The sequence below is a fragment of the Pseudomonas sp. PDM14 genome (assembly GCF_014851905.1).
Taxonomy (GTDB): Bacteria; Pseudomonadota; Gammaproteobacteria; order Pseudomonadales; family Pseudomonadaceae; genus Aquipseudomonas.
On the sequence record NZ_JACVAQ010000001.1, the window covers coordinates 2,527,979 to 2,550,335 of the forward strand.

General features: G+C 67.3%; 21 protein-coding genes. 7 read left to right on the top strand and 14 right to left on the bottom strand.

Going from position 1 to position 22,357, the window contains the following annotated elements; translation table 11 throughout:
- Window positions 1-45: 45 nt before the first annotated feature.
- The 3 genes from IB229_RS11905 to egtB form a co-directional block, all read right to left on the bottom strand.
- Window positions 46-1,815, bottom strand: a complete 1,770-nt coding sequence (locus IB229_RS11905) for a S8/S53 family peptidase (protein ID WP_412547777.1) — start codon at window positions 1,813-1,815, stop codon at window positions 46-48.
- A 132-nt stretch (window positions 1,816-1,947) separates the two neighbouring features.
- Entirely contained in the window at window positions 1,948-2,910 is a 963-nt protein-coding gene (gene egtD, locus IB229_RS11910; RefSeq protein ID WP_192328873.1) for an L-histidine N(alpha)-methyltransferase, read from the bottom strand.
- 2 nt (window positions 2,911-2,912) lie between these two features.
- A complete protein-coding gene (egtB, locus tag IB229_RS11915; RefSeq protein ID WP_192328876.1) occupies window positions 2,913-4,202 on the bottom strand; it encodes an ergothioneine biosynthesis protein EgtB in 1,290 nt (429 codons plus the stop codon).
- Between the two features lie 329 nt (window positions 4,203-4,531).
- Here egtB and IB229_RS11920 point away from each other — a divergent pair, with 329 nt between their 5' ends.
- Window positions 4,532-5,128, top strand: a complete 597-nt coding sequence (locus IB229_RS11920) for a LemA family protein (RefSeq protein ID WP_192328879.1) — start codon at window positions 4,532-4,534, stop codon at window positions 5,126-5,128.
- Between the two features lie 15 nt (window positions 5,129-5,143).
- A complete protein-coding gene (locus IB229_RS11925) occupies window positions 5,144-7,054 on the top strand; it encodes a M48 family metallopeptidase (protein ID WP_192328882.1) in 1,911 nt (636 codons plus the stop codon).
- A gap of 83 nt (window positions 7,055-7,137) precedes the next feature.
- Here IB229_RS11925 and IB229_RS11930 read toward each other — a convergent pair whose 3' ends face one another.
- The gene (locus IB229_RS11930) at window positions 7,138-7,698 is read right to left on the bottom strand and encodes an NADPH-dependent FMN reductase (protein ID WP_192328885.1); all 561 of its coding nucleotides are present in this window, start codon (window positions 7,696-7,698) and stop codon (window positions 7,138-7,140) included.
- Between the two features lie 304 nt (window positions 7,699-8,002).
- Here IB229_RS11930 and IB229_RS11935 point away from each other — a divergent pair, with 304 nt between their 5' ends.
- Entirely contained in the window at window positions 8,003-8,188 is a 186-nt protein-coding gene (locus tag IB229_RS11935) for a hypothetical protein (protein ID WP_192328888.1), read from the top strand.
- A gap of 11 nt (window positions 8,189-8,199) precedes the next feature.
- Here the strand turns inward: IB229_RS11935 and IB229_RS11940 are convergent, their stop codons facing one another.
- Window positions 8,200-9,096 carry a LysR family transcriptional regulator gene (locus IB229_RS11940; RefSeq protein ID WP_192329392.1) on the bottom strand — a complete coding sequence of 299 codons (897 nt, stop codon included), beginning with the start codon at window positions 9,094-9,096 and terminating at the stop codon, window positions 8,200-8,202.
- Between the two features lie 140 nt (window positions 9,097-9,236).
- Here IB229_RS11940 and IB229_RS11945 point away from each other — a divergent pair, with 140 nt between their 5' ends.
- Window positions 9,237-10,310 carry a polyamine ABC transporter substrate-binding protein gene (locus IB229_RS11945; RefSeq protein ID WP_192328891.1) on the top strand — a complete coding sequence of 358 codons (1,074 nt, stop codon included), beginning with the start codon at window positions 9,237-9,239 and terminating at the stop codon, window positions 10,308-10,310.
- A gap of 60 nt (window positions 10,311-10,370) precedes the next feature.
- Window positions 10,371-11,324, top strand: a complete 954-nt coding sequence (gene speB, locus IB229_RS11950; RefSeq protein ID WP_192328894.1) for an agmatinase — start codon at window positions 10,371-10,373, stop codon at window positions 11,322-11,324.
- A gap of 51 nt (window positions 11,325-11,375) precedes the next feature.
- On the opposite strand, the gene IB229_RS11955 is transcribed toward speB, so the two are convergent.
- Entirely contained in the window at window positions 11,376-12,290 is a 915-nt protein-coding gene (locus IB229_RS11955) for a LysR family transcriptional regulator (RefSeq protein ID WP_192328897.1), read from the bottom strand.
- Between the two features lie 101 nt (window positions 12,291-12,391).
- Here IB229_RS11955 and IB229_RS11960 point away from each other — a divergent pair, with 101 nt between their 5' ends.
- Window positions 12,392-14,179, top strand: a complete 1,788-nt coding sequence (locus IB229_RS11960; protein ID WP_192328900.1) for an alkyl/aryl-sulfatase — start codon at window positions 12,392-12,394, stop codon at window positions 14,177-14,179.
- Between the two features lie 210 nt (window positions 14,180-14,389).
- Window positions 14,390-14,548 carry a YqaE/Pmp3 family membrane protein gene (locus tag IB229_RS11965; RefSeq protein ID WP_192314933.1) on the top strand — a complete coding sequence of 53 codons (159 nt, stop codon included), beginning with the start codon at window positions 14,390-14,392 and terminating at the stop codon, window positions 14,546-14,548.
- A 64-nt stretch (window positions 14,549-14,612) separates the two neighbouring features.
- On the opposite strand, the gene IB229_RS11970 is transcribed toward IB229_RS11965, so the two are convergent.
- From IB229_RS11970 to IB229_RS12005, 8 genes are all read right to left on the bottom strand, one after another.
- Window positions 14,613-15,869 carry an acetyl-CoA hydrolase/transferase family protein gene (locus tag IB229_RS11970; RefSeq protein WP_192328903.1) on the bottom strand — a complete coding sequence of 419 codons (1,257 nt, stop codon included), beginning with the start codon at window positions 15,867-15,869 and terminating at the stop codon, window positions 14,613-14,615.
- A gap of 223 nt (window positions 15,870-16,092) precedes the next feature.
- Entirely contained in the window at window positions 16,093-16,371 is a 279-nt protein-coding gene (catC, locus tag IB229_RS11975; protein ID WP_192328906.1) for a muconolactone Delta-isomerase, read from the bottom strand.
- A gap of 20 nt (window positions 16,372-16,391) precedes the next feature.
- Window positions 16,392-17,690 (bottom strand): MFS transporter, encoded by a 1,299-nt coding sequence (locus IB229_RS11980; RefSeq protein ID WP_192328909.1) that lies wholly within the window; start codon window positions 17,688-17,690, stop codon window positions 16,392-16,394.
- A gap of 243 nt (window positions 17,691-17,933) precedes the next feature.
- Window positions 17,934-18,824 carry an acyl-CoA thioesterase gene (locus tag IB229_RS11985; RefSeq protein ID WP_192328912.1) on the bottom strand — a complete coding sequence of 297 codons (891 nt, stop codon included), beginning with the start codon at window positions 18,822-18,824 and terminating at the stop codon, window positions 17,934-17,936.
- A 9-nt stretch (window positions 18,825-18,833) separates the two neighbouring features.
- On the bottom strand, window positions 18,834-19,535 hold the full coding sequence (locus IB229_RS11990) for a 3-oxoacid CoA-transferase subunit B (RefSeq protein WP_192328914.1): 702 nt from the start codon (window positions 19,533-19,535) through the stop codon (window positions 18,834-18,836).
- A gap of 6 nt (window positions 19,536-19,541) precedes the next feature.
- Window positions 19,542-20,234 carry a 3-oxoacid CoA-transferase subunit A gene (locus IB229_RS11995; protein WP_192328916.1) on the bottom strand — a complete coding sequence of 231 codons (693 nt, stop codon included), beginning with the start codon at window positions 20,232-20,234 and terminating at the stop codon, window positions 19,542-19,544.
- 229 nt (window positions 20,235-20,463) lie between these two features.
- On the bottom strand, window positions 20,464-21,165 hold the full coding sequence (locus tag IB229_RS12000; protein ID WP_192328918.1) for an SDR family oxidoreductase: 702 nt from the start codon (window positions 21,163-21,165) through the stop codon (window positions 20,464-20,466).
- A 16-nt stretch (window positions 21,166-21,181) separates the two neighbouring features.
- The gene (locus IB229_RS12005; RefSeq protein WP_192328919.1) at window positions 21,182-22,234 is read right to left on the bottom strand and encodes a cyclase family protein; all 1,053 of its coding nucleotides are present in this window, start codon (window positions 22,232-22,234) and stop codon (window positions 21,182-21,184) included.
- Window positions 22,235-22,357: the final 123 nt, after the last annotated feature.

Sequence of the window (22,357 nt, forward strand, 5' to 3'; positions counted from 1 at the left end):
GAGGCTCCCTGTCAGGGGCGTTCAGCAGGCGCCCGACGCAACCTGCTAGCGCACCCGGTCGCGGCTCTGCACGGCCAGGTCGATGGCCTTCTGCATGTCCAGGCGTGCCGAGCGGCCGACGTCCTTGTTGTTCAGCTCGTAGTTGCGCTCCGACGGCAGGATCGGCGCGGTGAGATCTTCGGCGTCCATCGGCTCGAAATCGTAGTCGCCGCCGATGGTCATCGCGCTGCGCCGCAGCAGCATGCGCAGTTGGTCCGGTTGCAGGCGCGGGTTGATCGACAGCATCGCCGCGATCACGCCAGTGACCATCGGCGTGGCGTACGACGTGCCGCAGTGGCTTTCGCCTTCCTCGTCCTCCTCGAGCGTCGAGGCGCGGGCGCAGGCCGAGGCGGTGATGTCGACGCGCATGTCGATGTTCGACGAGCTGCGTTTGATCACGTAGTCCGGGTCGTCGATGCCGACGCCGGCTTCCTGGCTGCGCTGGTGGCCGCCGACGACGAACAGCTGATCGGTGATGAACGAGGAGGGCAGGCGGTACTCGTCGCTGCCGGAAAACGACGAACCATTGCCGGCGGAATTCACCACCACCACGTCCGGGTGCTCGCGGCGCAGCCAGAGGAAGAATTCCTCGAGCAGCTCCTCGTAGCCGCTCATGGCGATGCCCGAACGCACCAGCGAGTCGACCTCGTCGCCCTCGATGTTCTTGGCGCCGACGCGGTGGATGCCCCAGCTCCAGTTGAGCACCCGCACGCCGTCCTCGACCAGGTTCACCGAGGCGGCGATGTTGGCGGTGATACCAGCGTCGGAGTTGCGCTCGACGATCACCTCGAAGCCCGGCCCGGCCTTGTCCAGGCCGCGCAGGAAACCGGTGTTGCCGCCCTTGCCCCAGCGCGCGGCGAGGATGCCGGCGACGGTGCTGCCGTGGTTGTCCGGCTTGTCCGAATCGCGGGCGTAGAGGCAGGTGCGTTGTTCGCCGTTGCAGGCGCCGAGGTAGTCGGCGAAGTCGGGGGCGTCGAAGTCGACGTTGCGCTCGATCACGCCGATGCGCACCGGCTTGGTCTCGATCGGCGACTGCTTGGCCGGGATACGCCGCTGGTAGAAATTCACTGCGTCGATGAAGCGGTTGGCCGCCCACTCGTCTTCGCTCGGCTTGCTCGGCACCTTGTCGCGCTCGCTTTCCTCACCTTTCTCCGGTGCCGACTCCTCGACGATCACCGCGTCGACGCTGACCTCGCTGCCCAGGCGCAGGATCAGCGCGTCGCGCTCGACCAGGTTCTTCGCCGGGATGCGCAGCTGGTAGATGTTCAGCGGCGGAATCGCGCCAACCACCTGGGCACCGTAGCGCTCGGCCAGGCGCCGGGACTCCTCGAGGCCGTCGTGGCTTTCCTCGATCAGCAGGCTGATCAGGTCGACGTAGGTGGTCAGGCCGTCCATGTTCTTCGCCACTTCATCGGGGCCGGCGGCCAGCACCTGGCTGCGGTTGAGTGACAACCACACCGGATTGCTCGCCTGCTCGCCCTGTTCCAGCCACAGCGGCGCGCTCTTGGCCTGCTGCGCCTCGATGTGCAGGAACAGGCTCTGGCCGTCGCGGCGGATCTGTTCGGCGGCCAGCGGCGTGCCGCCGAGCAGCACCCGCAGGTCGCCGTCCTGCACGCCCTGGGCTTTCAGGCAGAAGTCCTGAGCGTGCTGTTGCAGCAGGTCGCCACAGCGTTGCAGCTGGGTGATGCGCAGGGCGTCGCTGGGCGGGGCGGTCTCGCCCTGGGCGAGGGAGCTGGCGACGATGAACAGGGTGGTCAGGACGATGCGCGACAGCACGTGCGGCCTCCTTGGCGATGAATGCGGGCACGACGCTGTGGGTCGCGGCGGGCTCAGTTCGGCCTGTTGCGAACCTGGCGGTGCGAACAGGTTGTGAGGGCTGTGACCGCCGCTGGTTTTGCTTCGTTCAGGCTATTCGCGCTGCAGGTAGTGCACGCTGAACAGCCGCGCCGGGTCCATCCACATGGCCACCGCGCCGAAGCCGGCCTGGCCGGCCAGGTCGCGGAAACTGGCCGGGGTGTACTTGTAGGAGTTCTCGGTGTGCAGGCTCTCGCCGGCATCGAAATCGAAGTACTGGTCCTCGATCCGCACCTGCTGTGCCTCACGGCTGACCAGGTGCATCTCGATGCGCGACTCGGCCTTGTTGAAGAAGGCACGATGGCTGAAGCGGGCCGGGTCGATGTCGCTGTCCAGTTCGTTGCGGATGCGCTCGATCAGGTTGAGGTTGAACGCCGCGGTGACCCCGGCCTGGTCGTTGTAGGCGCGCTCCAGCACGTCGCTGTCCTTGACCAGGTCGACGCCGATCAGCAGGCCGGCACCGCTGGGCAGCGCCTCATGCAGGTTGCGCAGGAAGGCCAGGGCCTGCTGCGGGTCGAAGTTGCCGATGCTGGAACCGGGGAAGAACGCCAGCGGGTGTTCGCCCAGGGCCTCCTCGGGCAGCTGCATCGGCTGGCTGAAATCGGCGCAGGCGGCATGCACGTCGAGCCACGGGTAGTCGGCGGCCAGGCGATGGGTGCTGCTGAGCAGGAAGTCGCGGGAGATGTCGATGCCCAGGTAGCTGCTCGGGTGCAGCGCTTCGAGCAGCAGGCGCACCTTGCGGCTGGCGCCGCTGCCGAGTTCGACCAGGCTGGCGTCGCGCCCGGCCAGTTCGGCGATCTGCTGGCGGGCCAGGCGCAGGATCATCTCCTCGGTGCGCGTGGGGTAGTACTCGGGCTGCTGGCAGATCTGCTCGAACAGCTCGGAGCCGCGCCGGTCGTAGAAGAACTTCGGCGAGATGGACTTCTGCTCGGCGGCGAAACCGGCCAGGCTTTCGCTGCGCAGCGAGGCGCTGTGGTCGGGCTGATACTGCTCGTGGAAACGGATTGCCAACGCCATGTTCAGAGCTCCTTGGCCAGGCGCACACCAGCGAACTGCCAGCGCATGGAGGGGTAGAAGAAATTGCGGTAGGTGCTGCGGATGTGCTCTTCCGGGGTCGCGCAACAGCCGCCGCGCAAGACCATCTGCCCGGACATGAACTTGCCGTTGTACTCGCCCAGGCTGCCGTCGAGGGTCTTGAAGCCGGGGTAGGGGCGGTAGGCGCTGCCGGTCCATTCCCAGACATCGCCGAACAGCTGCGCCGGGCCTTCGCTGCCGGTCTCGGCAGCCATTGGCTGCAGGTGGTCGGCTTCGACGAAGTTGCCCCACAGCGGCTCGTCCTGCGCTGCCACTTCCCACTCCTGTTCGGTGGGCAGGCGTGCGCCGGCCCAGGCGGCGAAGGCGTCGGCCTCGAAGTGGCTGAGGTGGCAGACCGGTGCCTGCGGGTCCAGTTCGCGCAGGCCGCCGAGGGTGAATTCCTGCCACTCGGCACCGTCACGCTGCCAGTACAGCGGCGCCTGCCAGCCGAGCTGCTGGATCAGGCTCCAGCCATCGGCCAGCCACAGCGCGCTGTTGCGGTAGCCGCCGTCGGCGATGAAGTCGCGGTACTCGGCGTTGCTCACCGGGCGGCTGGCCAGCTGGAAGTCATCGACGAACACACGGTGGCGCGGCTGCTCGCAATCGAAGGCGAACTCGCCGCCACTGTGGCCGACATGGCGCATGCCGCCGGGGTAGCGGTGCCAGCGCAAGGGCGTCGCCGCCTGGGCTGGCGCCTGGCGCAGATCGGCGCGGTACACCGGGTGCAGCGGGTTCTGCGCGAGGATGTGCTTGATGTCCATCAACAGCAGTTCCTGGTGCTGCTGCTCGTGATGCAGGCCGAGTTCGACGCGCCGGGCGATCTCCGTTGCATGCTCGACGGGCGGTCGCTGCAGCAGGGTTTCCATGGCCAGGTCGACATGCGCGCGGTAGCTGTACACCTCGGCCACGGTCGGGCGCGAGAGCAGGCCGCGCTGGGCGCGTGGAAAGGGCGTGCCGTGGGTCTGGTAGTAGGAGTTGAACAGGTGGTCGTAGCGCGTATCCAGCGGGCGGTAGCCGCGCAGGTAGGGCTGCAGGAGGAACGCCTCGAAGAACCAGCTGACGTGTGCCAGGTGCCATTTCGGCGGGCTCACGTCGGGCATGCTCTGGATGCCGTAGTCCTCGGTTTCCAGCGGTTCGCAGAGCCGTTCCGAAGCCGCGCGGACCTGGCGGAAACGGCTCAGCAGCCGCTCCAGGTCGGCGAGGGACGGCTCATGGATGCGGGCCAGGTTCGGCATGGCGCTCGCTCCTGTGTAGGGTGGCGTGGTGGGCGCGTGACGTGCCTGCCGATAACCGCTTCACCTGAGGCGAGGGATGTCGACAAGCCTGTAGAACCGACCGGATGGAATAAGCAAAGGTTCAACGGTAATTAGGTGTCAGATCCCGGCGGCCCTGGCGTTGCATTGCGGGCAGGCGTCTGCGCGGGCGCTTCGCTCGCCGTGGCCTTCCGTCAGAGGCCGGCGTGGCGATTCCAGGTCGGCTTGAACGGGCGTGTGCCGGTCACGCTCCGAGTGGCGATTTTCCGTTACCATCGGCGCTCCCTTCGCATTCCGATAAGGACATCGTCATGGCTGTTTCCTCCATCGTCATTCTGGTCATCCTCGCGCTGCTGGTGGTCTATGTCATCGGCATCTACAACAAGCTGGTGAGCCTGCGTAACCGCTTCCAGAACGCCTTCGCGCAGATCGAGGTGCAGCTCAAGCGCCGCTATGACCTGATCCCCAACCTGGTGGAAACCGCGAAGGCCTACATGGCCCACGAGCGCGACACCCTGGAAGCGGTGATCGCCGCGCGCAACGGCGCCGCCGCCGGCCTCAAGGCCGCTGCCGCGCAGCCGGGCAACCCGCAGAGCATGGCCCAGCTGGCCGGTGCCGAAGGCGTGCTGGCCTCGGCCATGGGCCGCCTCAACGTGACCATGGAGGCCTACCCGGACCTCAAGGCCTCGCAGAACATGCAGCAGCTCAGCGAGGAGCTGACCAGCACCGAGAACAAGGTGGCCTTTGCCCGCCAGGCGTTCAACGATGCGGTGATGGCCTACAACACTTACAAGCAGAGCTTCCCGCCGGTGGCGCTGGCCAACTTCTTCGGCCACAGCCAGGACGCCAGCCTGCTGGAATTCGCCGACACCGCGCAGATTCAGGACGTGCCCAAGGTTTCGTTCTAACCGCCGGATCGCGCAATGAACTTCTTCGAACAACAGGACCGCGCCAAACGCATCTCCGGCCGCCTGGTGCTGCTGATGGCGCTGGCGGTGCTCAGCCTGATCACCATCACCTGCGTGGCACTGATCGTGGTGCTCAACTTCACCGGCCTGTCGGTTTTCGTCGACCCTGAGCACGCACAGATACGGCTGGTGCTGTACGTGGCGCTGGGCGTGATTGCTGTGGTGATCCTCGGCAGCCTGTTCAAGAGTGCCCAGCTCGGCGGCGGTGGCAAGACGGTGGCCGAGCGCCTCGGCGGACGGCTGATCAACCTCGATGCGCAGAGCCTGGAGGAGCGCCGTCTGCTCAACGTGGTCGAGGAAATGGCCATCGCCTCGGGCACGCCGGTGCCGCCGGTGTACGTGCTCGATGACCTGTCGATCAACGCCTTCGCCGCCGGCCTGACGCCGCAAGACGCGGTGATCGGCATCACCCGCGGCGCCATCACCACCTTGTCGCGCGAAGAGCTGCAGGGGGTGATCGCCCACGAGTTCAGCCACATCTTCAACGGCGACATGCGCCTCAACATCCGCCTGGTCTCGGTGTTGCACGGCATTCTCCTGCTCGGCCTGATCGGCGAGGTGCTGCTGCGCCACACTGGAGGGAGCAGCCGCAGCAGTTCGCGTTCCAGCCGCGACAGCAGCGGTGTCAGCGCGACCATCCTGATCGGCCTGGTGCTGCTGGTGGTCGGCTACGCCGGGACCTTCTTCGGCGGCCTGATCAAGGCCGCGGTCAGCCGTCAGCGCGAGTTCCTCGCCGACGCCTCGGCAGTGCAGTTCACCCGCAACCCGGACAGCATCGCCGGCGCGCTGAAGAAGATCGGCGGCCACAGCCTCGGCTCGCAGCTGCGCGCCAGCCACGCCGCCGAATTCAGCCACCTGTACTTCGGCGCGGGCGTCAGCCGCGCGGTGTCGGGGATGATGGCCACGCATCCGCCGCTGGCGGAGCGTATCCGCCGCATCGAGCCGGGCTGGGACGGCGAGTACCCGCAGGTCAGTGTCGCCTCGCTGTTCGAGAACTCGGAGCCGGTCACCCTCGACCCGCTGCGCGGCACACCAGGCATTACGGTGGTGGCGAACTTCGCGGCCATTGACGCCGAACACGCCATTGCCGCCATCGGCGATCCGCAGCCGGCGCACCTGCGTCAGGCGCAGCAGACCCTGCACAAGTTGCCAGCTGCCCTGCGCAGTGCCGCGCACAGCGCCATCGGTGCCCAGGCGCTGGTCTACGGCCTGCTGCTGGCGCGTGCCGAGGACGCCCAGGCGCACCAGCTCTCGCTACTGCGCCCGGACGTCGAGCCGGCGCTATTCGGTGTGCTCGAATCGCTGCGCGGCACACTGGTCGGCCTCGCCCCGGACCTGCGCCTGCCGCTGCTGGAACTGGCCATGCCGGCACTCAAGCAGCTGAGCCGTGACGAGTTCGCGGCGATGAAGCGCCGGCTGCTGTTGCTGATCAAGGCTGACAACAAGGTCGAGCTGCTGGAGTGGACCCTGCTGCGCATCGTCGAGCGCAATGTCGAAGGGCCGAAGCGGGTGCCGAGCAAGTACCACCTGGTCGAGCTGATGGACGATGTTGCGCTGCTGCTCTCGGCGCTGGCGCGTGCCGGGCATGACGATGCGCAGCAGGCGCGCGAGGCGTTTGCCCGGGCTTGCGCGGCGCTGCCTTTCGAGGGCTTGGAACTGCTCGATGACGGCAATCGCGGCGCACGCGGACTGGATGCGGCCCTGACCCGCCTCGCCGCTATCGCGCCGCTGCAGAAGCCGCTGCTGCTCGCGGCGATGGCGGCCTGCGTGGTGCACGACGGGCAGATCCGCGTCACCGAGGCCGAGTTGATGCGCGCGGTGGCGGACATCATCGATTGCCCGATGCCGCCCCTGCTGATGGCGTGACGGGCGCGTGCTTTAGGCTGTCGTTGCAACGGGGAACGCAAAGGCCGGGATGATCCCGGCCTTTTCGTTGAAGCGGGAGGCGATCAGCCCTTGGCGTGCTGCTCGACCCAGGCGGCGTAGGCGTCGATGAATTTCTGCAGGAAGCCCTTGATGCCGTCATTGAGCTTGCCGCCGTCGTCGAAGAAGTTGCCGGCGCCGCCGAGGTAGGCTTCCGGCTGCTGCAGCACGGGGATGTCGAGGAACACCAGCGACTGACGCAGGTGGTGGTTGGCGCCGAACCCGCCGATGGCGCCGGGCGAGGCACTGAGCACCGCCCCGGGCTTGCTGCCGAAGGCGCTCTGGCCATAGGGGCGCGAACCGACATCGATGGCGTTCTTCAGGGCGCCGGGCACCGAGCGGTTGTATTCGGGGGTGACGAACAGCACCGCGTCGGCGGCTTTCAGTTGGTCACGGAAGGCACTGTAGGCCGCGGGCGGTGAGCCGGCGTCGATATCCTCGTTGTACAGCGGCAGGTCGCCGATCTCGACGATCTGCAGCTTCAGCGAGGGCGGTGCCAGTTGCGCCAGGGCCTCGGCCAGCTTGCGGTTGATCGAGGCCTTGCGCAGGCTGCCGACGAGAACCGCGACGTTGTAAACCTTGCTCATGGTGACTCCTGAATGGCTGGGTGAATGGGCTGGTTGGAACACTATAGTGCGCCCTGCCGAATACGCCCGCCGCTCTACCGCGCCACTTTGCCGACCTGCGACATTTCGCCGGGTTGACCGCTGCGGCGATTGCGCAGAAATTGACCACAGGCGGCGCGACCCGCCGACCTCGCGCAGCGACGTGCCTGCACGAGTGTCATCAACCGGCGGCACGCTGGCCGAACAAGAACAATCCCCCGATGCCCGTCACTGCCCGACTGCGCCTGTGCACACCGCACCGGCCACGATTCGTGAGGAATTGGTCATGGATAGGTTCAACCCGTTCGACCCGCGTTACCAGCTCGAAGCCGAGGACCTCGGCGCTTCATCCGCCGCAGCCATCGCGCCGCGTTCGATTCACGACGACATCCACCACGCCCTGCATGCCCTCGATGCGCTGGCTTCGCGCCTGCGTCAGCGTGGCCGTGGCGAGCAGCGCCCGCGCCACTGAGCCTCGCTTGGCTAGTCGGCAAAACTCGCCAGCAGGTCCGCTTGTAGGGCCTGCTGCGCCTCACTGGGCTGGCGTCCGCGGTGGCGGGTGAGGCGGAACTGCACGGCGAAACTGACCTCGTCCGGCAGCAGGGCGCGTAACAGCCCGTTGGCGACCCACGGCGCGGCGACGTGCTGCGGCAGGTAGCCGATGTGTGCGCCCGAGAGGATGAACGCCAGGCTGCCTTCCACCTGCTCGCAGCGGGCGCTGCTCGGGCAGCCCTGGTAGGGCTCGTCGAGGCTGATGAAACGGTACGGATGCAGCACCCGGTCGCAGGCATCGAGGTCGGCGCGGCTCACCCGTGCCCGTGTGAACAGGGGATGACCCTGGGCGCAGTACAGCGACTGCTGTTCGTCGAATAGCGGCTGATGTTCCAGCGCCGTCTGATTGCCGGAAAAATAGCCGATGGCCAGGTGCAGCTGGTCCTGCAGCAGACGCCGCTCCAGCTCGGCCGGGGTGGCGCTGATCAGTTCGATCTGCACCGCCTGGTTGCGTTGGCGAAAGCGCCCGATGGCGGCGGCGACTCGCTGCAGCACGCCGGCGTCGAGGGATTCGGAGAGGCCGATGCTGAGCTCGCCGAGCAGCTTGTCGGCCATGCCCTGGGCCTCGCCCTTGAAGGTCTCGATGGCACCGAACAGCTTGCGCGTGGCGGCCAGCACCTGCTCGCCCTTGGGCGTCAGGCTGAAGCCGGCCTTGCCGCGCTCGCACAGGCGAAAGCCCAGGCGCGTCTCCAGCTTGGCCATCTGCGTGCTGATGGTCGACTGGCCGATGCCCAGCTCGCCCTGGGCGGCACTGAAGCCGCCGCTCTCCACCACGCAGACGAACAGGCGCAGCAATTGCAGATCGAGGTCGCGCACCTGGCTGAGCATCTTGGCTCCAAACATTGATGAATATCGATGCCAGAGTAGATCACTTCGTATTTATCCGAAGCAACGGCCGGCGCAGGATGACGCCATTCCCAGCCTCCGCCAGAGAGGCACGGTCAACCGTACTGCCGAGGAGCCGCACCATGCGTCTTGCTGCAAGCTTGTTGGTCTTCGCGTTCGCCCTGCCGCTGCAGGCCGAAGAGAAAGTCCTCAACCTCTACAACTGGGCCGATTACGTGCCGGTGGAGGCGCTCAAGCGCTTCCAGGCCGAGACCGGCATCCGGGTCAAGTACGACACCTTCGACAGCGTCGAGGTGCTGGAGAGCAAGCTGCTCACCGGCGACAGCGGCTACGACGTGGTGTTTCCCTCGTCCAGCGTGCTGGCCCGGGCCATCGAGGCCAAGGCGTTGCAGCCGCTGGGTGAGCTGGGCAACCGTAATAACCTCGACCCCGAGCTGCTGGCCAAGCTGGCTGGCGTCGACCCCGGCAACGTCCACGGTGTGCCCTACACCTGGGGCACCGTTGGCCTGGGGCTGAACAAGGAAGCGGTGGAAAAGCGCCTGCCCGGCGTAGCGCTGGACAGCCTCGACCTGCTGTTCAAACCCGAGTACGCGAGCAAGCTCAAGGACTGCGGGATCAGCGTGCTCGACTCGCCGCAGGAGGTGATCGCCGTTGCCCTCAACTACCTGGGCAAGAACCCCTACAGCACCGCCGAAGCCGATCGTGAAGCGGCCAAGGCGCTGCTGGTGCAGCTGCAGCCGAACCTGCGCTACATCGGCCAGAGTCGGCAGATCGACGACCTGGCCAAGGGCGAGATCTGCCTGGCGCTGACCTACACCGGCGACGCCGGCATGGCCGCCGCCCGCGCCGTCGAGGCCGAGCAGCCGTTCTCGGTGGTCTACCGGATTCCCCGCGAAGGCACACTGATCTGGTTCGACACCCTGGCCATCCCGGTGGGCGCGCCGCACCCGCAAGCCGCGCGGGCGTTCATCGATTTCATGCTGCAGCCCGAGGCCATTGCCGAGCTGACCAACTCGCTGTTCTTCGCCAATGCCAACCGCGCCGCCACGCCGCTGCTGGATGCGGCGGTGAGCGGTGACCCGGACATCTACCCGGCTGCCGCCACCCGCGAAAAACTGTTCGCCGAACAGACCCTGCCACTGCGCGAGATGCGCCAGCGCACCCGCCTGTGGACGGCCTTCCGCAGCCAGTACTGACCCGCCGTATGGCCGCTCCGGCATTGAGCGGCTCGTTCTGACAGCAGTGAGCATTCGACCATGGATCAAGCCTTCGATAACGACCAGGCGATGACCCGTGACAGCCTCTACGGCACCGCGGCCGAGCCGACCTATGCCGGCATCACCAGCTTCATGCGCCGCCGCTATACCCGCGACCTGCGCGGCGTCGACCTGGTGGTCAGCGGCGTGCCGTTCGACACCGCCACCACCAACCGTCCGGGCAGCCGCTTCGGCCCGCGCGCCATTCGTGCCGCCTCGATCCAGTCGGCCTGGGCCCGGCACTATCCGTGGGAGTTCGACCCCTTCGACCTGCTCGCCTGCATCGACTACGGCGATTGCTATTTCGACCACGGCACGCCGCAGGACACCCCGGCGGCCATCGAGGCGCATGCCGACAAGATCCTCGCCGCCGGCTGCGCCATGCTCACCCTGGGCGGCGATCACTTCATCAGCTACCCGTTGCTCAAGGCCCATGCGAAGAAGCACGGCCCCCTGTCGCTGATCCACTTCGACGCGCACAGCGACACCTGGCCGGACGAGGAGGGCGCGCGCATCGACCACGGCACCATGTTCTACCACGCCGCCAGGGACGGCCTGGTCGACCCGGCGCGCTCGGTGCAGGTCGGCCTGCGCACCACCAACGACGACGTGATGGGCTTTCAGGTACTGGATGCGCGGCAGGTCAATCGCAGCACGCCGGAGCAGATCGCCGAGCTGATCTGCGCCCGCGTTGGTGACCACCCGGTGTACCTGACCTTCGACATCGACTGCCTCGACCCGGCCTTCGCTCCGGGTACCGGCACGCCGGTGTGTGGCGGGCTGTCCAGCCATCAGGCGCTGGAAATCCTGCGTGGCCTGCGCGGCATCAACCTGGTCGGCATGGACGTGGTCGAGGTGGCGCCGCCCTACGACAACTCGGAAATCACCGCCCTGGCCGGCGCCACCCTGGCGATGGAGATGATCTGCCTGTACGCCGCGCGGCATAAACGCTGAGGGGGCCGTAGGGGGCGCTTATGCCGGGTGACGCCGCGTGCGCCATCCGCCCTACGGCAGCTCGGGGATTTCGCTGTCGCGGTCCTGCTCGCGGAGGATCTGCAGCAGCTGTTCCGCGGCTGGTGACAGGCTGTGCCCGCTGCGGCTGACGATGCCGTAGGCCGAGCTGGCCAGCGGCCGCAGCCCGCGCAAGGGCAGCAGCGCCAGGCGCCCGGCCTGCACGTCGTGGGCGATCACGTCCCAGGGCGCCATGCTCAGCACGTCGCTGCTCGACACCAGTTGCTTGAGCACCATGAAGCTGTCGCACTGGATGCTCAGGCCCTGGCTGCCACCGAGGTGTTCGAGGTGTTCGGCCACCGTCTGCGGCAGTTGCGTGCCGGCCAGGGCATAGCCATGCAGGTCGCTGGGGTGCAGCGGCATCTGCCGTTCGCGCAAGGGATGCTGCGGTCGGCAGAACAGCACGCCGGGGTGACGGCGCAGGGCTTCCACCCGCAGCTGCGGGTCATCGTGCAGCTCGCGGGTATCGGCGATGAACAGCTCCAGCTCGTCATTCAGCAGCCGTGTGCGCAGCTGCTGCCAGTTGTCGAGCAGTAGCTCCACGCGCACCTGCGGGTAGCGCTGGGCGAACTGGCCGATGGCTTGCGGCACCAGGCGCGCCGCCGGGTAGGGGCCGCTGCCCAGGCGCAGCTCGCCGCTGGCCAGGTTACCCAACTGGCTCACCGCGTTGCTCAGCGCATGGCTGCCGGCGAGGAGGCGGCGGGCGTGCTCCAGCACCAGGCGGCCGTGGGCGGTGAGGCTGATGCCGCGGCTGTGGCGGTCGACCAGGTTGCAGCCGAGGCCGGCTTCCAGCGCCTGGATGCTGCGGCTCAGTGCCGGCTGGCTGAGGTGCACGGCTTCGGCGGCGCGGGCGAAATGGCCGTGGTCGGCAAGGGCGACGAAGTGGCGAAGCTGGCGAAGGTCGTTCATGCGCAATATGCATCGTTCTTTGATTTGAAATGCATTGGAATTATTAGGCGCACCTCGGCAGTCTGCCAAGCCTCGATAACCATAAAAAACGAGGTCGCCTGATGCGCACCCTGTCCCGATTCAGTGGCCTGCTGCTAGCCGCTGCCCTGCCGTTCACTGCCAGTGCCGACTTGCCCGTGGAAAAGATCGAACCGTCGATCAACGCCGAATTGGCCGAGCACACCAAGGTGTTTAACAAGCAGGTCTACAAGGTCACCGACAACGTCTACTCGGCGGTGGGCTGGAGCATCGCCAACAGCGTGATGGTGATCGCCCCCGAAGGCCTGATCATCTTCGATGCCGGTGAGTCGCCGGAAGAGTCGGCCAAGGTCTTCGCCGAGTTCCGCAAGATCAGCGACAAACCGGTCAAGGCCATCGTCTACAGCCACTTCCACCCCGATCACATCAACGGCGTGAAGGCGTTCGTGTCCGAAGAGCAGGTGCAGAGCGGCGAGGTGCAGATCTATGCCCACGAGACCCTGCTCGACAACGTCGTCACCCAGGGCGCGCTGGTCGGGCCGATCCTGGCGATGCGCTCGGCCTACACCTTTGGCGTCGCGCTCAACGCAGCAGATCGCAAGGGCATGAACGGTGGCATCGGCCCGATTGCCGTCGGTGGGCAGAGCACTTTCATCGCGCCGACCATCACCTTCAAGGACCGTCTCGACACCACCATCGCCGGCTTGCCGGTGCAGTTGCGCTGGGCGCCCAGCGAAGCACCGGACGAGATCGTCATGTACCTGCCCGACAACCGCGTGCTGCTCAGCGCCGAGGTCGACCAGGGCCCGACCCTGCCCAACATCCACACCCTGCGCGGCGCCAAGTTCCGCGACCCGGTGGCCTGGGTCAACAGCCTCGACCTGCTGCGCAGCTACAACGCCGAGTACCTGGTGCCGTCCCACGGCCGTCCGGTGAGCGGCGCCGACAATGTGGAAGACGTGCTGCGCATGACCCGCGACGGCATCGCTTACGTCCACGACCAGACCGTACGCTGGATGAACAAGGGCCTGACCCCCGACGAACTGGTGGAAAAGGTCAAACTGCCGCCGCACCTGGCCGGTTACACCCCCTATCTGCGCGAGTACTACGGCACCGTCAAACACAGCGTGCGGCAGATCTATCAGGGCTACCTCGGCTGGTTCAAGGGCGACCCGGTCGACCTCGACCCGATCCCGCCGGTGGAAAAAGCCACGCGCACGGTGGCGCTGATGGGCGGCCACGACAAGGTGCTGCTGGCCGCCGGCGATGCCTACCTCAAGGGCGACTACCAGTGGGCGGCGGAGCTGGCCAGCCTGGTGATCCGCATTGATCGCGAGGACAAGCTGGCCCGCGACATCAAGGCGCGCAGCTTCCGCAAGCTGGGCTACGCACAGATGAACATCAACTGGCGCAACTGGTACCTGATGAGCGCCATGGAGCTGGAAGGCACGCTGGGTGAGGCACAACGGGTGGAAATGGCCCAGCAGCTGCGCGGCATCTTCCTCTCGCCGGACATGTTGAAGAATCTGCCGGTGAAGGTGTTCCTGCAGAACTGGATCACCCGCGTCGACCCGGACAAAGCCAACGAGGTGAACCTGACCCTGGGCTTCAGCTTCCCCGATATCGACCAGCAGTGGGCCCTGGAAGTACGCCGTGGCGTGGTGCAACTGCACGAGGGCATCCCCGCGGGCACGACGCTGAAGCTGACCCTCGACAAGACCTACCTGAACACCGTCATCAGCGGCGAAAACAGCCTGCTCAAAGGCGCAGTACTGGGCGATGTGGACGTCGATGGCAGCCTGCTCGACATCAAGACCTTCCTTGGCTGCTTCGACTTCAGCGATGCGCCGATTGCCCTGACCGTGCGCTGAGTCGTAGGACGGCGTGCCTGCCGTGCGCGTCGTAACTGCTGTAGCGCCCCGTGAGGTTGAAGAGGGGCGCTGCTGGTGATCCACGCGGCGAGCATGGGCGTGCAGCCCGTGCGCGGCCGGCGCGGCTGAAATTCAGGCGGAACCGCGCTTCGCTGCGACGGGTCTGTGCTAGTACGGCGACCTCGCCCCATGGACCCCAAGGAGTACCGCATGGACCTTATCCGCATTCTCATTGCCATCCTGCTGCCGCCGCTGGGCGTGTTTCTCCAGGTCGGCTTCGGTGGCGCCTTCTGGCTGAACATCCTGCTCACCCTGCTCGGCTACATCCCGGGCATCGTGCATGCGGTGTACATCATCGCCAAGAAGTAACCGGCCCACTGGCTGGTATGAAAAAGCCGCGCGGATGCGCGGCTTTTTTGTGTCTGCCAATCACTCAGCCATGCCGGGCGAACTGCTCCTCGAGCGAGGCGCGGTGCGTTGGATGCGCGATGTCGAGCATCGCGCGCAGGCGCTGGCGCAGGCTCAGGCCGCGCAGGTCGGCGACGCCGTGCTCGGTGACGATCAGCCCGGCTTCGCTGCGCGGGATGGTCACCGGGCCGCTGAGGCGGGCGACGATGCGGCTGGCGCTGCCGGCCGTGGAGGGCAGGGCGATGATCGGCAGGCCGCCGTGCGAGCGCCGCGCGCCACGCAGGAAATCCAGGGCGCCACCGACTGCGCCGATGTAGCCGCCGGCCGCCACTTCCGAATTGACCTGGCCGCTGAGGTCGACCTCTACCGCCGAGTTGATCGCCACCAGCCGCTCCTGGCTGGCGAGCACATCCGGGTCGTGGGTGTAGGCGGTGGAACGCAGCAGGATCGCCGGGTTGTCGTGGGCGAAATCGTGCAGCAGGCGACTGCCGAGGAGGATGCCGCCGACGCTGACGCCGCGGTCCAGCGACTTGCGCGCGTTGGTGATGGCGCCGCTCTGCATCAGCCGGGCGACACCGTCGCCGAGGCTGCCGGAGTGCACGCCGAGGTCGTGGTGATCGGCGAGGGCGCCGAGCACCGCATCGGGGATCGCGCCGATGCCCATCTGCAGGGTGGCGCCGTCCTCGACCAGCCCGGCGATGTGCCAGGCGATCTGTGCGTCGGCTTCGCGGATGCGGCTGGGCGGGTTCTCCAGCGGCGCACGGTCGCTGTGCAGGATGAAGTCGATGTCGTCGGCACCGAGGGTACGTTCGCCGTAGGTGCGCGGCGCCTGCTGGTTGACCTCGGCGATCACCACACGGGCGCTGTCCAGCGCCGGCAGCAGGTACTCGTGGGCCAGGCTCAGGCTGTAGCGGCCATTGCCGTCTGCCGGGGCCAGTTGCAGCAGTAGCACGTCGATGCGCAGGGCGCCGCTGCGAATCATCTCCGGCAGTTGCGAGTAGTGGCAGGGCAGGATGTCGAGCACCCCGGCGTTGGCCAGTTCGCGGTTGGCGCCGGCGCCGCAGTAGGCGAGGAAGTCGATGCAGTCGGCGTGCTCGGGTCGGCAGGTGGCGCTGTTGGCGATGCCGAGCATCACCCGGAAGCGGCCGATGCGTTGCCGCTGTACCATCAGCGCGGCGGTCAGCGGCAGCGGCTCGGCGTTGGCCTGGCCCCACAGCACCGTGTCACCGGGACGGATCAGGGCGGACAGGTCGACGCTATCGGGTTGCAGCAACGTGGGCATGGCGAACTCGTGACGAAGACGCGGCCGGCAGCGGCCAGCCGCGAAAAATGCGGAGGAAAGAACGCGGTGTCTGCTGGTGCTTCAGCTGAGCACTCGGCAGGTAGGTGCCGCGCGTAGGCTGCGTCGTGCGCACCGCAAGCACGGCCAAAATCGTCTGGCAAAACGCGCTTCGCCGCAACGCTACAACGGCAAACGCGGCGGCCGTTTGGCCGCCGCTTCGGGCTCAAACGATGGACGACGGATGCTTGGCCAGCGGCGTGACCTGGATGGTCATGAACGGGAACAGCGGCAGGCTCGACAGCAGCGTGTGCAGCTCATCGTTGCTCTCCACATCGAAGATGCTGATGTTCGAGTACTGGCCCACCACGCGCCACAGGTGCGGCCACTTGCCGGCCTGTTGCAGCTTGATGGCCAGGGCCTTTTCCGCGGCCTTGATGGCGTCGATCTCGTCCGCCGGAATGTCCCGCGGAATGTTCACATCCATCTTTACGCAATACAGCATGACGCTCTCCTGTTCAGGGGTCAGATCTTGCTCTGGCTGAGTTGGCCGTTGAGCGGGGCATCCTCGTCGGCATCACCGAGAACCTTGGCGTCGACGTCTTCCAGGCGCACGCCGCGGGTTTCCGGCAGCAGCAGGACGGCGGTGACCGACAGGGCGTAGGCGACCAGGCAGAAGGTGCCGATCGACTGGGCCAGGCCGATGCGCTCGGAGAGCACACCGACGCCGGCGATGGACAGCGCGCCGAGGGACTTGCCGAGGTTGTAGGAGAAGCCCATGCAGGTGGTGCGCACATGGGTCGGGAACAGCTCGCTGAGGAACGGGCCAAGCACCGCGAAGATGCCGGTGGCGAAGGCGCCGACCGGGAAGGCCATGAGCATCAGCAGGGTGGTGCTCATCGGCACCATCATGTAGACCACGGTGAAGATCCACGCCCCCACGCTGAACAGCAGCAGCGCCGGGCGGCGGCCGTAGCGGTCGGCCAGCCAGGAGGTGACGACGAAGCCGGCGAAGGCCCCTGCGCACATGATCAGCATGGTGAAGATCACCGGGCCCGGCTTGAGGCCGCGCTCGGACACCATCAGCGTCGGCAGCCAGGCCATGATGGTGTAGGCAGCGGCTTGCAGGCCGGTAACCAGCATCGCGCCGAGCAGGGTCAGGCGTACCACGCCCGGACGGAAGGCGGAGAGGAACGAGGCTTTTTCCTGCACCTTGGCGGTGGCCTGCTTGTAGATCTCCGGGTCCTTGACGTGACGGCGGATGAACAGCACGAAACCGGCCGGAATCACGCCGACCCAGAACGCCACGCGCCAGGCCAGTTCCTGCGGCAGCCAGGCCAGCAGGGCGGTCATGATCACGGCGGCCAGGGCCCAGCCCAGGGCGAAGCCGCTCTGCACGAAACCGAGGGCCTTGCCGCGGTGCTGCGGACGGATCACCTCGGCCATCAGCGCCGCGCCAACCGCCCATTCACCGCCGAAGCCGAGGCCCTGCAGGGTACGCACGACCAGCATCTGCTCGTAGGAGGTGGTGAAGCCGGCCAGCGCACCGAAGAAGGTGAACCAGCAGATGGTGAAGATCAGGATGCGCACGCGGCCGTAGCGGTCGGCAAGGATGCCGGCGACCCAGCCACCGATGGAGGCGGACAGCAACGCCGCGGTGCCGAGCACGCCGGCCTCGCCCTTGGAGATCTGCCAGACCGCCATCAGCGCCGGCAGCAGGAAGCTGAACATCTGCGCGTCGTAGGTATCCAGGGCCCAGCCGGAGAAGCAGGCCCAGAAAGTCTTGCGCTCCCGTGAGGAGCCGGTTTTGTACCATTCGAACATGTTGACCGTCCTTCTTGTTATTGGATGTCGGCTCATGGCGCTCAGCAACCATGACGTCTGTTTCGAACCCGGCCTGAGCCGAGCGCGGTAGCCGTCCTGGCCGAGGGTGCCACTGGCGTGGTGCACATCGAGGCGCACGTACGCGGTGTCTTTTCTACGATTCGGAGCATGCGGCAGATTGTTCCTGCCGCCCATTTGCCTTTACGAAAGCCTGTCTTCCGCCTCTCCTAAGTGCCTGTGGAATCAGGCGTTGCGCGGTGAAACCAGGATGTCCTGGGCCATGCTCGCGACCAGCCGACCGTCGCGCTGGTAGATGTGCGTCATCGCCAGACCGCGGCCGGAGAGGCTGCGCACCGCATCGTTGACGAACAGCAGCCAGTCGTTGGCGTTGAGTTCGAGGCTGTGGAACCACAGCGTGTGGTTGAGGTTGCTGATGTAGTAGTGCTGCCACAGGTCGAGCATGCCCAGCGGCGGCGCCAGGCTGCCGTTGAGCCAGCTGTCGGACATGTAGGCCAGCGCCGCATGGTGCAGGCAGCCCTCGCCGACCAGCGGCTGGTTGAGGCGAATCCAGTAGGCGATCTCGCGCTGCTCGGCCGGGTGCTCGAAGTAGCCTTCCGGGTGGATCGGCCGCACGTCCAGCACCGGCCGCGCGGAGAAGCGCAGCTGCACCGCCTCGCTGTGCTGCGGGTAGCGCGTGGCCAGCTCGCGCAGGGTCGGCAGGCTTTGCGGATCAGGCACCGCGCGTTGCAGGCGGTGGGGATCGCCGGGGTGGGCCTGGGCCACCTGGAACGAGGCGTTGGCGCTGAACACCAGGCCGGTGCCCTGCACGCCGTACAGGTGGCGGGTGGAAAAGCGCCGGCCCTCCTGCAACGGTTCGATGCTGTACTCGATGCCATCCTGCGGGCGGGCGCCCTGCAGGAAGGTCATCTGCAGCATGCTCGGGCTGCGTCCCGCTGCGGTCTGCGCCGCCGCCCACAGGGCCTGGCCGAGCAGCTGGCCGCCGTACACGCGGCCGTTGGCGTTGGTGTCGCAGACCTCACTGCGGTAGCTGTTCTGCCCGTTGTGTTCGAGGCAGAGCAGTTCGGTGAGGTCGCGCTGGTCCCAGGCGCGCGCATTGGCGGCGGTGGTGGCCATCTCAGCGCCTCACTGCACCGGGCTCAGCGCGGCGCTGGCGCTGCGGCTGAGTTCGCGCGGTTGCGCGGCGACGGCGGAAAAATCCAGCGGCACCGAAGTGGCGGCCTGCAGCGCGGCGGTGTCGATGTCGCCGACCAGTTCGATGACCTTCACCCCCTCGGCGGTGATCTCCAGGGTGGCCAGGTCGGTGTACACCCGGCTGACGCAACCGAGGCCGGTCAGCGGGTAGCTGCACTGCGGCAGCACCTTGCTGCGGCCCTGCTTGTCGAGGTGCTCCATCATCACGTAGATGCGCTTGGCGCCGATGGCCAGGTCCATTGCCCCGCCGACTGCCGGGATCGCGTCCGGTGCGCCGGTGTGCCAGTTGGCCAGGTCGCCCTTGGCGGAGACCTGGAAGGCGCCGAGCACGCAGATGTCGAGGTGGCCGCCGCGCATCATGCCGAAGGAGTCGGCGTGGTGGAAAAACGCCGCGCCGGGCTCCAGTTTGATTGGCTCCTTGCCGGCGTTGATCATGTCCCAGTCTTCCTCGCCCACCGGTGCGCCGGTCCAGCGGCCGAGCACGCCGTTCTCGCTGTGCAGGAAGATGTCCTTGTCCGCCGGCAGGTGGTTGGCCACCATCGTCGGCAGGCCGATGCCCAGGTTGACGTAGGCGCCCTCGGGAATGTCGCGGGCCACGCGGGCGGCCATGGCATTGCGTGTGTCTTTGTCCATCTCGGCTTACCCCGCCTGTTGCTGAAGGGATGCCGGCACGCTGCGCTGGACGATCCGTTTGACGAAGATGCCGGGCGTGACCACGTGCTCCGGGTCCAGCTCGCCGAGTTCGCAGATGCGCCCGACCGAGGCGATGGTGTGGCGCGCGGCCATGGCCATCACCGGGCTGAAGTTGCGCGCGGTCTTGCGGTACACCAGGTTGCCCCAGCGGTCGCCGGCCTCGGCGTTGATCAGCGCGTAGTCGACGTGGATCGGCGATTCCAGCACGTAGTGGCGGCCGTCGATCTCGCGGGTTTCCTTGCCCTCGGCGAGCAGGGTGCCGTAGCCGGTCGGGGTGAAGAAACCGCCGATGCCGCAGCCGGCGGCGCGCAGGCGCTCGGCCAGGTTGCCCTGGGGGATGATCTCCAGTTCCAGCTTGCCGGCGCGGTACAGCTCCTCGAACACGTGCGAGCCGCTCATGCGCGGGTAGGAGCAGAGGATGCGCCGCACCTGGCCGGCCTTGAGCAGCGCGGCGAGGCCGGTATCGCCCTGGCCGGCGTTGTTGCTGACCAGGGTCAGGTCGCGGGCGCCCTGGGCGATCAGCGCGTCGATCAGGTCTTCGGGCATGCCGGCGCCGCCGAAGCCGCCGACGGCGATGGTGGCGCCGTCGGGGATGTCGGCCAGCGCGGCGGCGGCGCTGGGGGATAGCTTGTCGATCATGCGGTTGTCCTTTCTCTTCTTGTGATGTCGGGGACCGCCCAGATGAGCGTGTGTGGGCGTTGCAGAGCGGCTGCAACGGGGTTTCCCCGCATGAAAATCAGCTTGCCAGCGTGCTCCGGGGTCCACAATTTCAGTCTGCGGAAGGGCTGCTTAACCGGCGGTTAAGGCGTGCTGCGGGCGTGGACGAGAGAGGTGGCGGGCGCTCCGTGCGCCCGCCGAACGGATGGCTTCAGACGCCGGCGACACCGACGGTCATGCCGCCGCAGACGTACAGCACCTGGCCGGTGACGAAGCCGCTGCGTTGATCGAGGAAGAACGACGACGCCTGGGCGATATCCTCCGGCACGCCGAGGCGCTTGACCGGCACCGAGTCGATGATCGCCTGGGTGCGCGGGCTGTCCGGCGGGTTGGCGCGCTCGAACAGTTCGGTGCGGATCGGCCCCGGACCGATGGCGTTGGCGGTGATGCCGTGGCGGCCCAGCTCCAGCGACCAGACGCGGGTCATGCCGAGCAGCCCGGCCTTGGTCGCGGCGTAGGCGCTACGCAGTTCCTTGCCCAGGGCGGCGCGCGAGGACATGTTGAGAATGCGCCCGAAACCGGCCTCCTTCATGCCCGGCAACAGTGCCTGCATGCACTGCAGCGAGCAGCGCAGGTTGAGCGCCCAGACCCGCTCCAGCTCCTCGAAACTCTGCTCCTCGGCGCTGGCCGGGCAGACCATGCCGACGTTGTTGACCAGGCGGGTGATCGGCCCGCCGGCCAGGGCTTCCTGCAGGGCGGCAGCGGTGGCGGCGGTGTCGCTCAGGTCGGCGATCAGGCCGTTGCCGATGCGGTCGATGATGACCGGCTCGTAGCCGTCCTGGCGGCAGCGTTCGGCGATGGCGGCGCCGATGCCGGAGGCACCGCCGGTGATCAGTACGCGTTGTTGGGACACGGAAATTTCCTCGACTTCAGACAGTGGCGACAGGGTTCAGCGGCGCACCGACGGCACCCGGCAGGCGCAGCGGCGGGGCGGTGAGCAGGAAGCGGTTGCGACCATTGGCGCGCAGCCAGGTGGCCAGTGGCGTGAGGTGCCACAGCTCGCCCAGGTGCACGCCGAGCTTGAACAGGCAGTGGTGGTGCAGCGGCATCACCGAGCAGCAGCTGCCCGGCTCGCCGGAGGGGAAGATTTCCACCGAGTAGTTGTCGGCGGCGATGGCCACCAGGTTGCTGTCGGTGATCCAGTTGAGCAGACGCCCGTCGTTGCCATCGAGCACCGCAGCCAGGCGCTCCAGTTCCTTGGGGTCGGGGTTCTTGTTCATCCCCAGCAGCGCCTCGGCGTAGCCAGTGTGCAGGCAGACCAGGTCGCCAGCCTCGACCTCGACCTTGTCGGCCTCGAGTACGCGCATCAGTTGGTCGTAGCCGACGTGGGTACGGCCCAGGCCGTAGTGGTGGTGCAGGTCGATCATCACGCCGCGGCCCTGCACGCAGGTCTCGGCCATGCGCTCGATGCCCAGGGCGTGGGCGCAGGAGGTGCTGTGCGGTTTGATCGCCCCGGCGATGCCGCAGTCGGCCAGGTCATCCGGCCCCTCGACGTCACCGCCGGCGCTGAAGCCGTTGTAGTACAGCGGCTCGGCCACGCCGTCGCCGTCGGCATCGAACAGCGCGCCGACGTGGGACAGCGCGTCCCACTGGGTCGAGTACTGCAGGTGGAGAATCGCCAGGTCGTCGCTGAGCACGTCCGGGCGGCCGGCTTCGATGCGCTCGTAGGCGTAGTTCATGTTGACCCCACCCTTGCGCAGCAGCGGGCGCAGGATCGGCGGCAGGCGGTTGACGTTCATCGCGTTGCCGCCGGGGTAGTCGAGCGGCAGGCTGAGGCAGAAGGCCAGGCCCTCGCGAGCCTCGGCGATGCCCTGGCGGACTTTCTCCGGGGTCAGCAGATTGAGCCGGCCGATCTGGTCGTCGGGGCCGAAGTCGCCCCAGTTGGAGCCGTCGGGACGGTGCTTCCAGCGGTGTGCAGGCATGGCAGGTTCCTTGTTGGCAGGCGCCGGTGATGCAGGCAGGCGCGCGTGCGGGTCTGGTCGACAAGGCTCCCAGACCCGTGCGGGGCAGACAATTTCACTCTGCGAAAGCCCCGCTTAACCGCG

What these genes read in the sequence shown, in the direction of transcription:
- egtD (WP_192328873.1), bottom strand. Translation starts at nt 2,910, where the DNA reads ATGGCGTTGGCAATCCGTTTCCACGAGCAGTATCAGCCCGACCACAGC.
- speB (WP_192328894.1), top strand. Translation starts at nt 10,371, where the DNA reads ATGGATCAAGCCTTCGATAACGACCAGGCGATGACCCGTGACAGCCTC.
- IB229_RS11945 (WP_192328891.1), top strand. Translation starts at nt 9,237, where the DNA reads ATGCGTCTTGCTGCAAGCTTGTTGGTCTTCGCGTTCGCCCTGCCGCTG.
- egtB (WP_192328876.1), bottom strand. Translation starts at nt 4,202, where the DNA reads ATGCCGAACCTGGCCCGCATCCATGAGCCGTCCCTCGCCGACCTGGAG.
- IB229_RS11955 (WP_192328897.1), bottom strand. Translation starts at nt 12,290, where the DNA reads ATGAACGACCTTCGCCAGCTTCGCCACTTCGTCGCCCTTGCCGACCAC.
- IB229_RS11940 (WP_192329392.1), bottom strand. Translation starts at nt 9,096, where the DNA reads ATGCTCAGCCAGGTGCGCGACCTCGATCTGCAATTGCTGCGCCTGTTC.
- IB229_RS11965 (WP_192314933.1), top strand. Translation starts at nt 14,390, where the DNA reads ATGGACCTTATCCGCATTCTCATTGCCATCCTGCTGCCGCCGCTGGGC.
- IB229_RS11960 (WP_192328900.1), top strand. Translation starts at nt 12,392, where the DNA reads ATGCGCACCCTGTCCCGATTCAGTGGCCTGCTGCTAGCCGCTGCCCTG.
- IB229_RS11980 (WP_192328909.1), bottom strand. Translation starts at nt 17,690, where the DNA reads ATGTTCGAATGGTACAAAACCGGCTCCTCACGGGAGCGCAAGACTTTC.
- IB229_RS11995 (WP_192328916.1), bottom strand. Translation starts at nt 20,234, where the DNA reads ATGATCGACAAGCTATCCCCCAGCGCCGCCGCCGCGCTGGCCGACATC.
- IB229_RS11920 (WP_192328879.1), top strand. Translation starts at nt 4,532, where the DNA reads ATGGCTGTTTCCTCCATCGTCATTCTGGTCATCCTCGCGCTGCTGGTG.
- IB229_RS12005 (WP_192328919.1), bottom strand. Translation starts at nt 22,234, where the DNA reads ATGCCTGCACACCGCTGGAAGCACCGTCCCGACGGCTCCAACTGGGGC.
- catC (WP_192328906.1), bottom strand. Translation starts at nt 16,371, where the DNA reads ATGCTGTATTGCGTAAAGATGGATGTGAACATTCCGCGGGACATTCCG.
- IB229_RS11930 (WP_192328885.1), bottom strand. Translation starts at nt 7,698, where the DNA reads ATGAGCAAGGTTTACAACGTCGCGGTTCTCGTCGGCAGCCTGCGCAAG.
- IB229_RS11970 (WP_192328903.1), bottom strand. Translation starts at nt 15,869, where the DNA reads ATGCCCACGTTGCTGCAACCCGATAGCGTCGACCTGTCCGCCCTGATC.
- IB229_RS11990 (WP_192328914.1), bottom strand. Translation starts at nt 19,535, where the DNA reads ATGGACAAAGACACACGCAATGCCATGGCCGCCCGCGTGGCCCGCGAC.
- IB229_RS11925 (WP_192328882.1), top strand. Translation starts at nt 5,144, where the DNA reads ATGAACTTCTTCGAACAACAGGACCGCGCCAAACGCATCTCCGGCCGC.
- IB229_RS11935 (WP_192328888.1), top strand. Translation starts at nt 8,003, where the DNA reads ATGGATAGGTTCAACCCGTTCGACCCGCGTTACCAGCTCGAAGCCGAG.
- IB229_RS11985 (WP_192328912.1), bottom strand. Translation starts at nt 18,824, where the DNA reads ATGGCCACCACCGCCGCCAATGCGCGCGCCTGGGACCAGCGCGACCTC.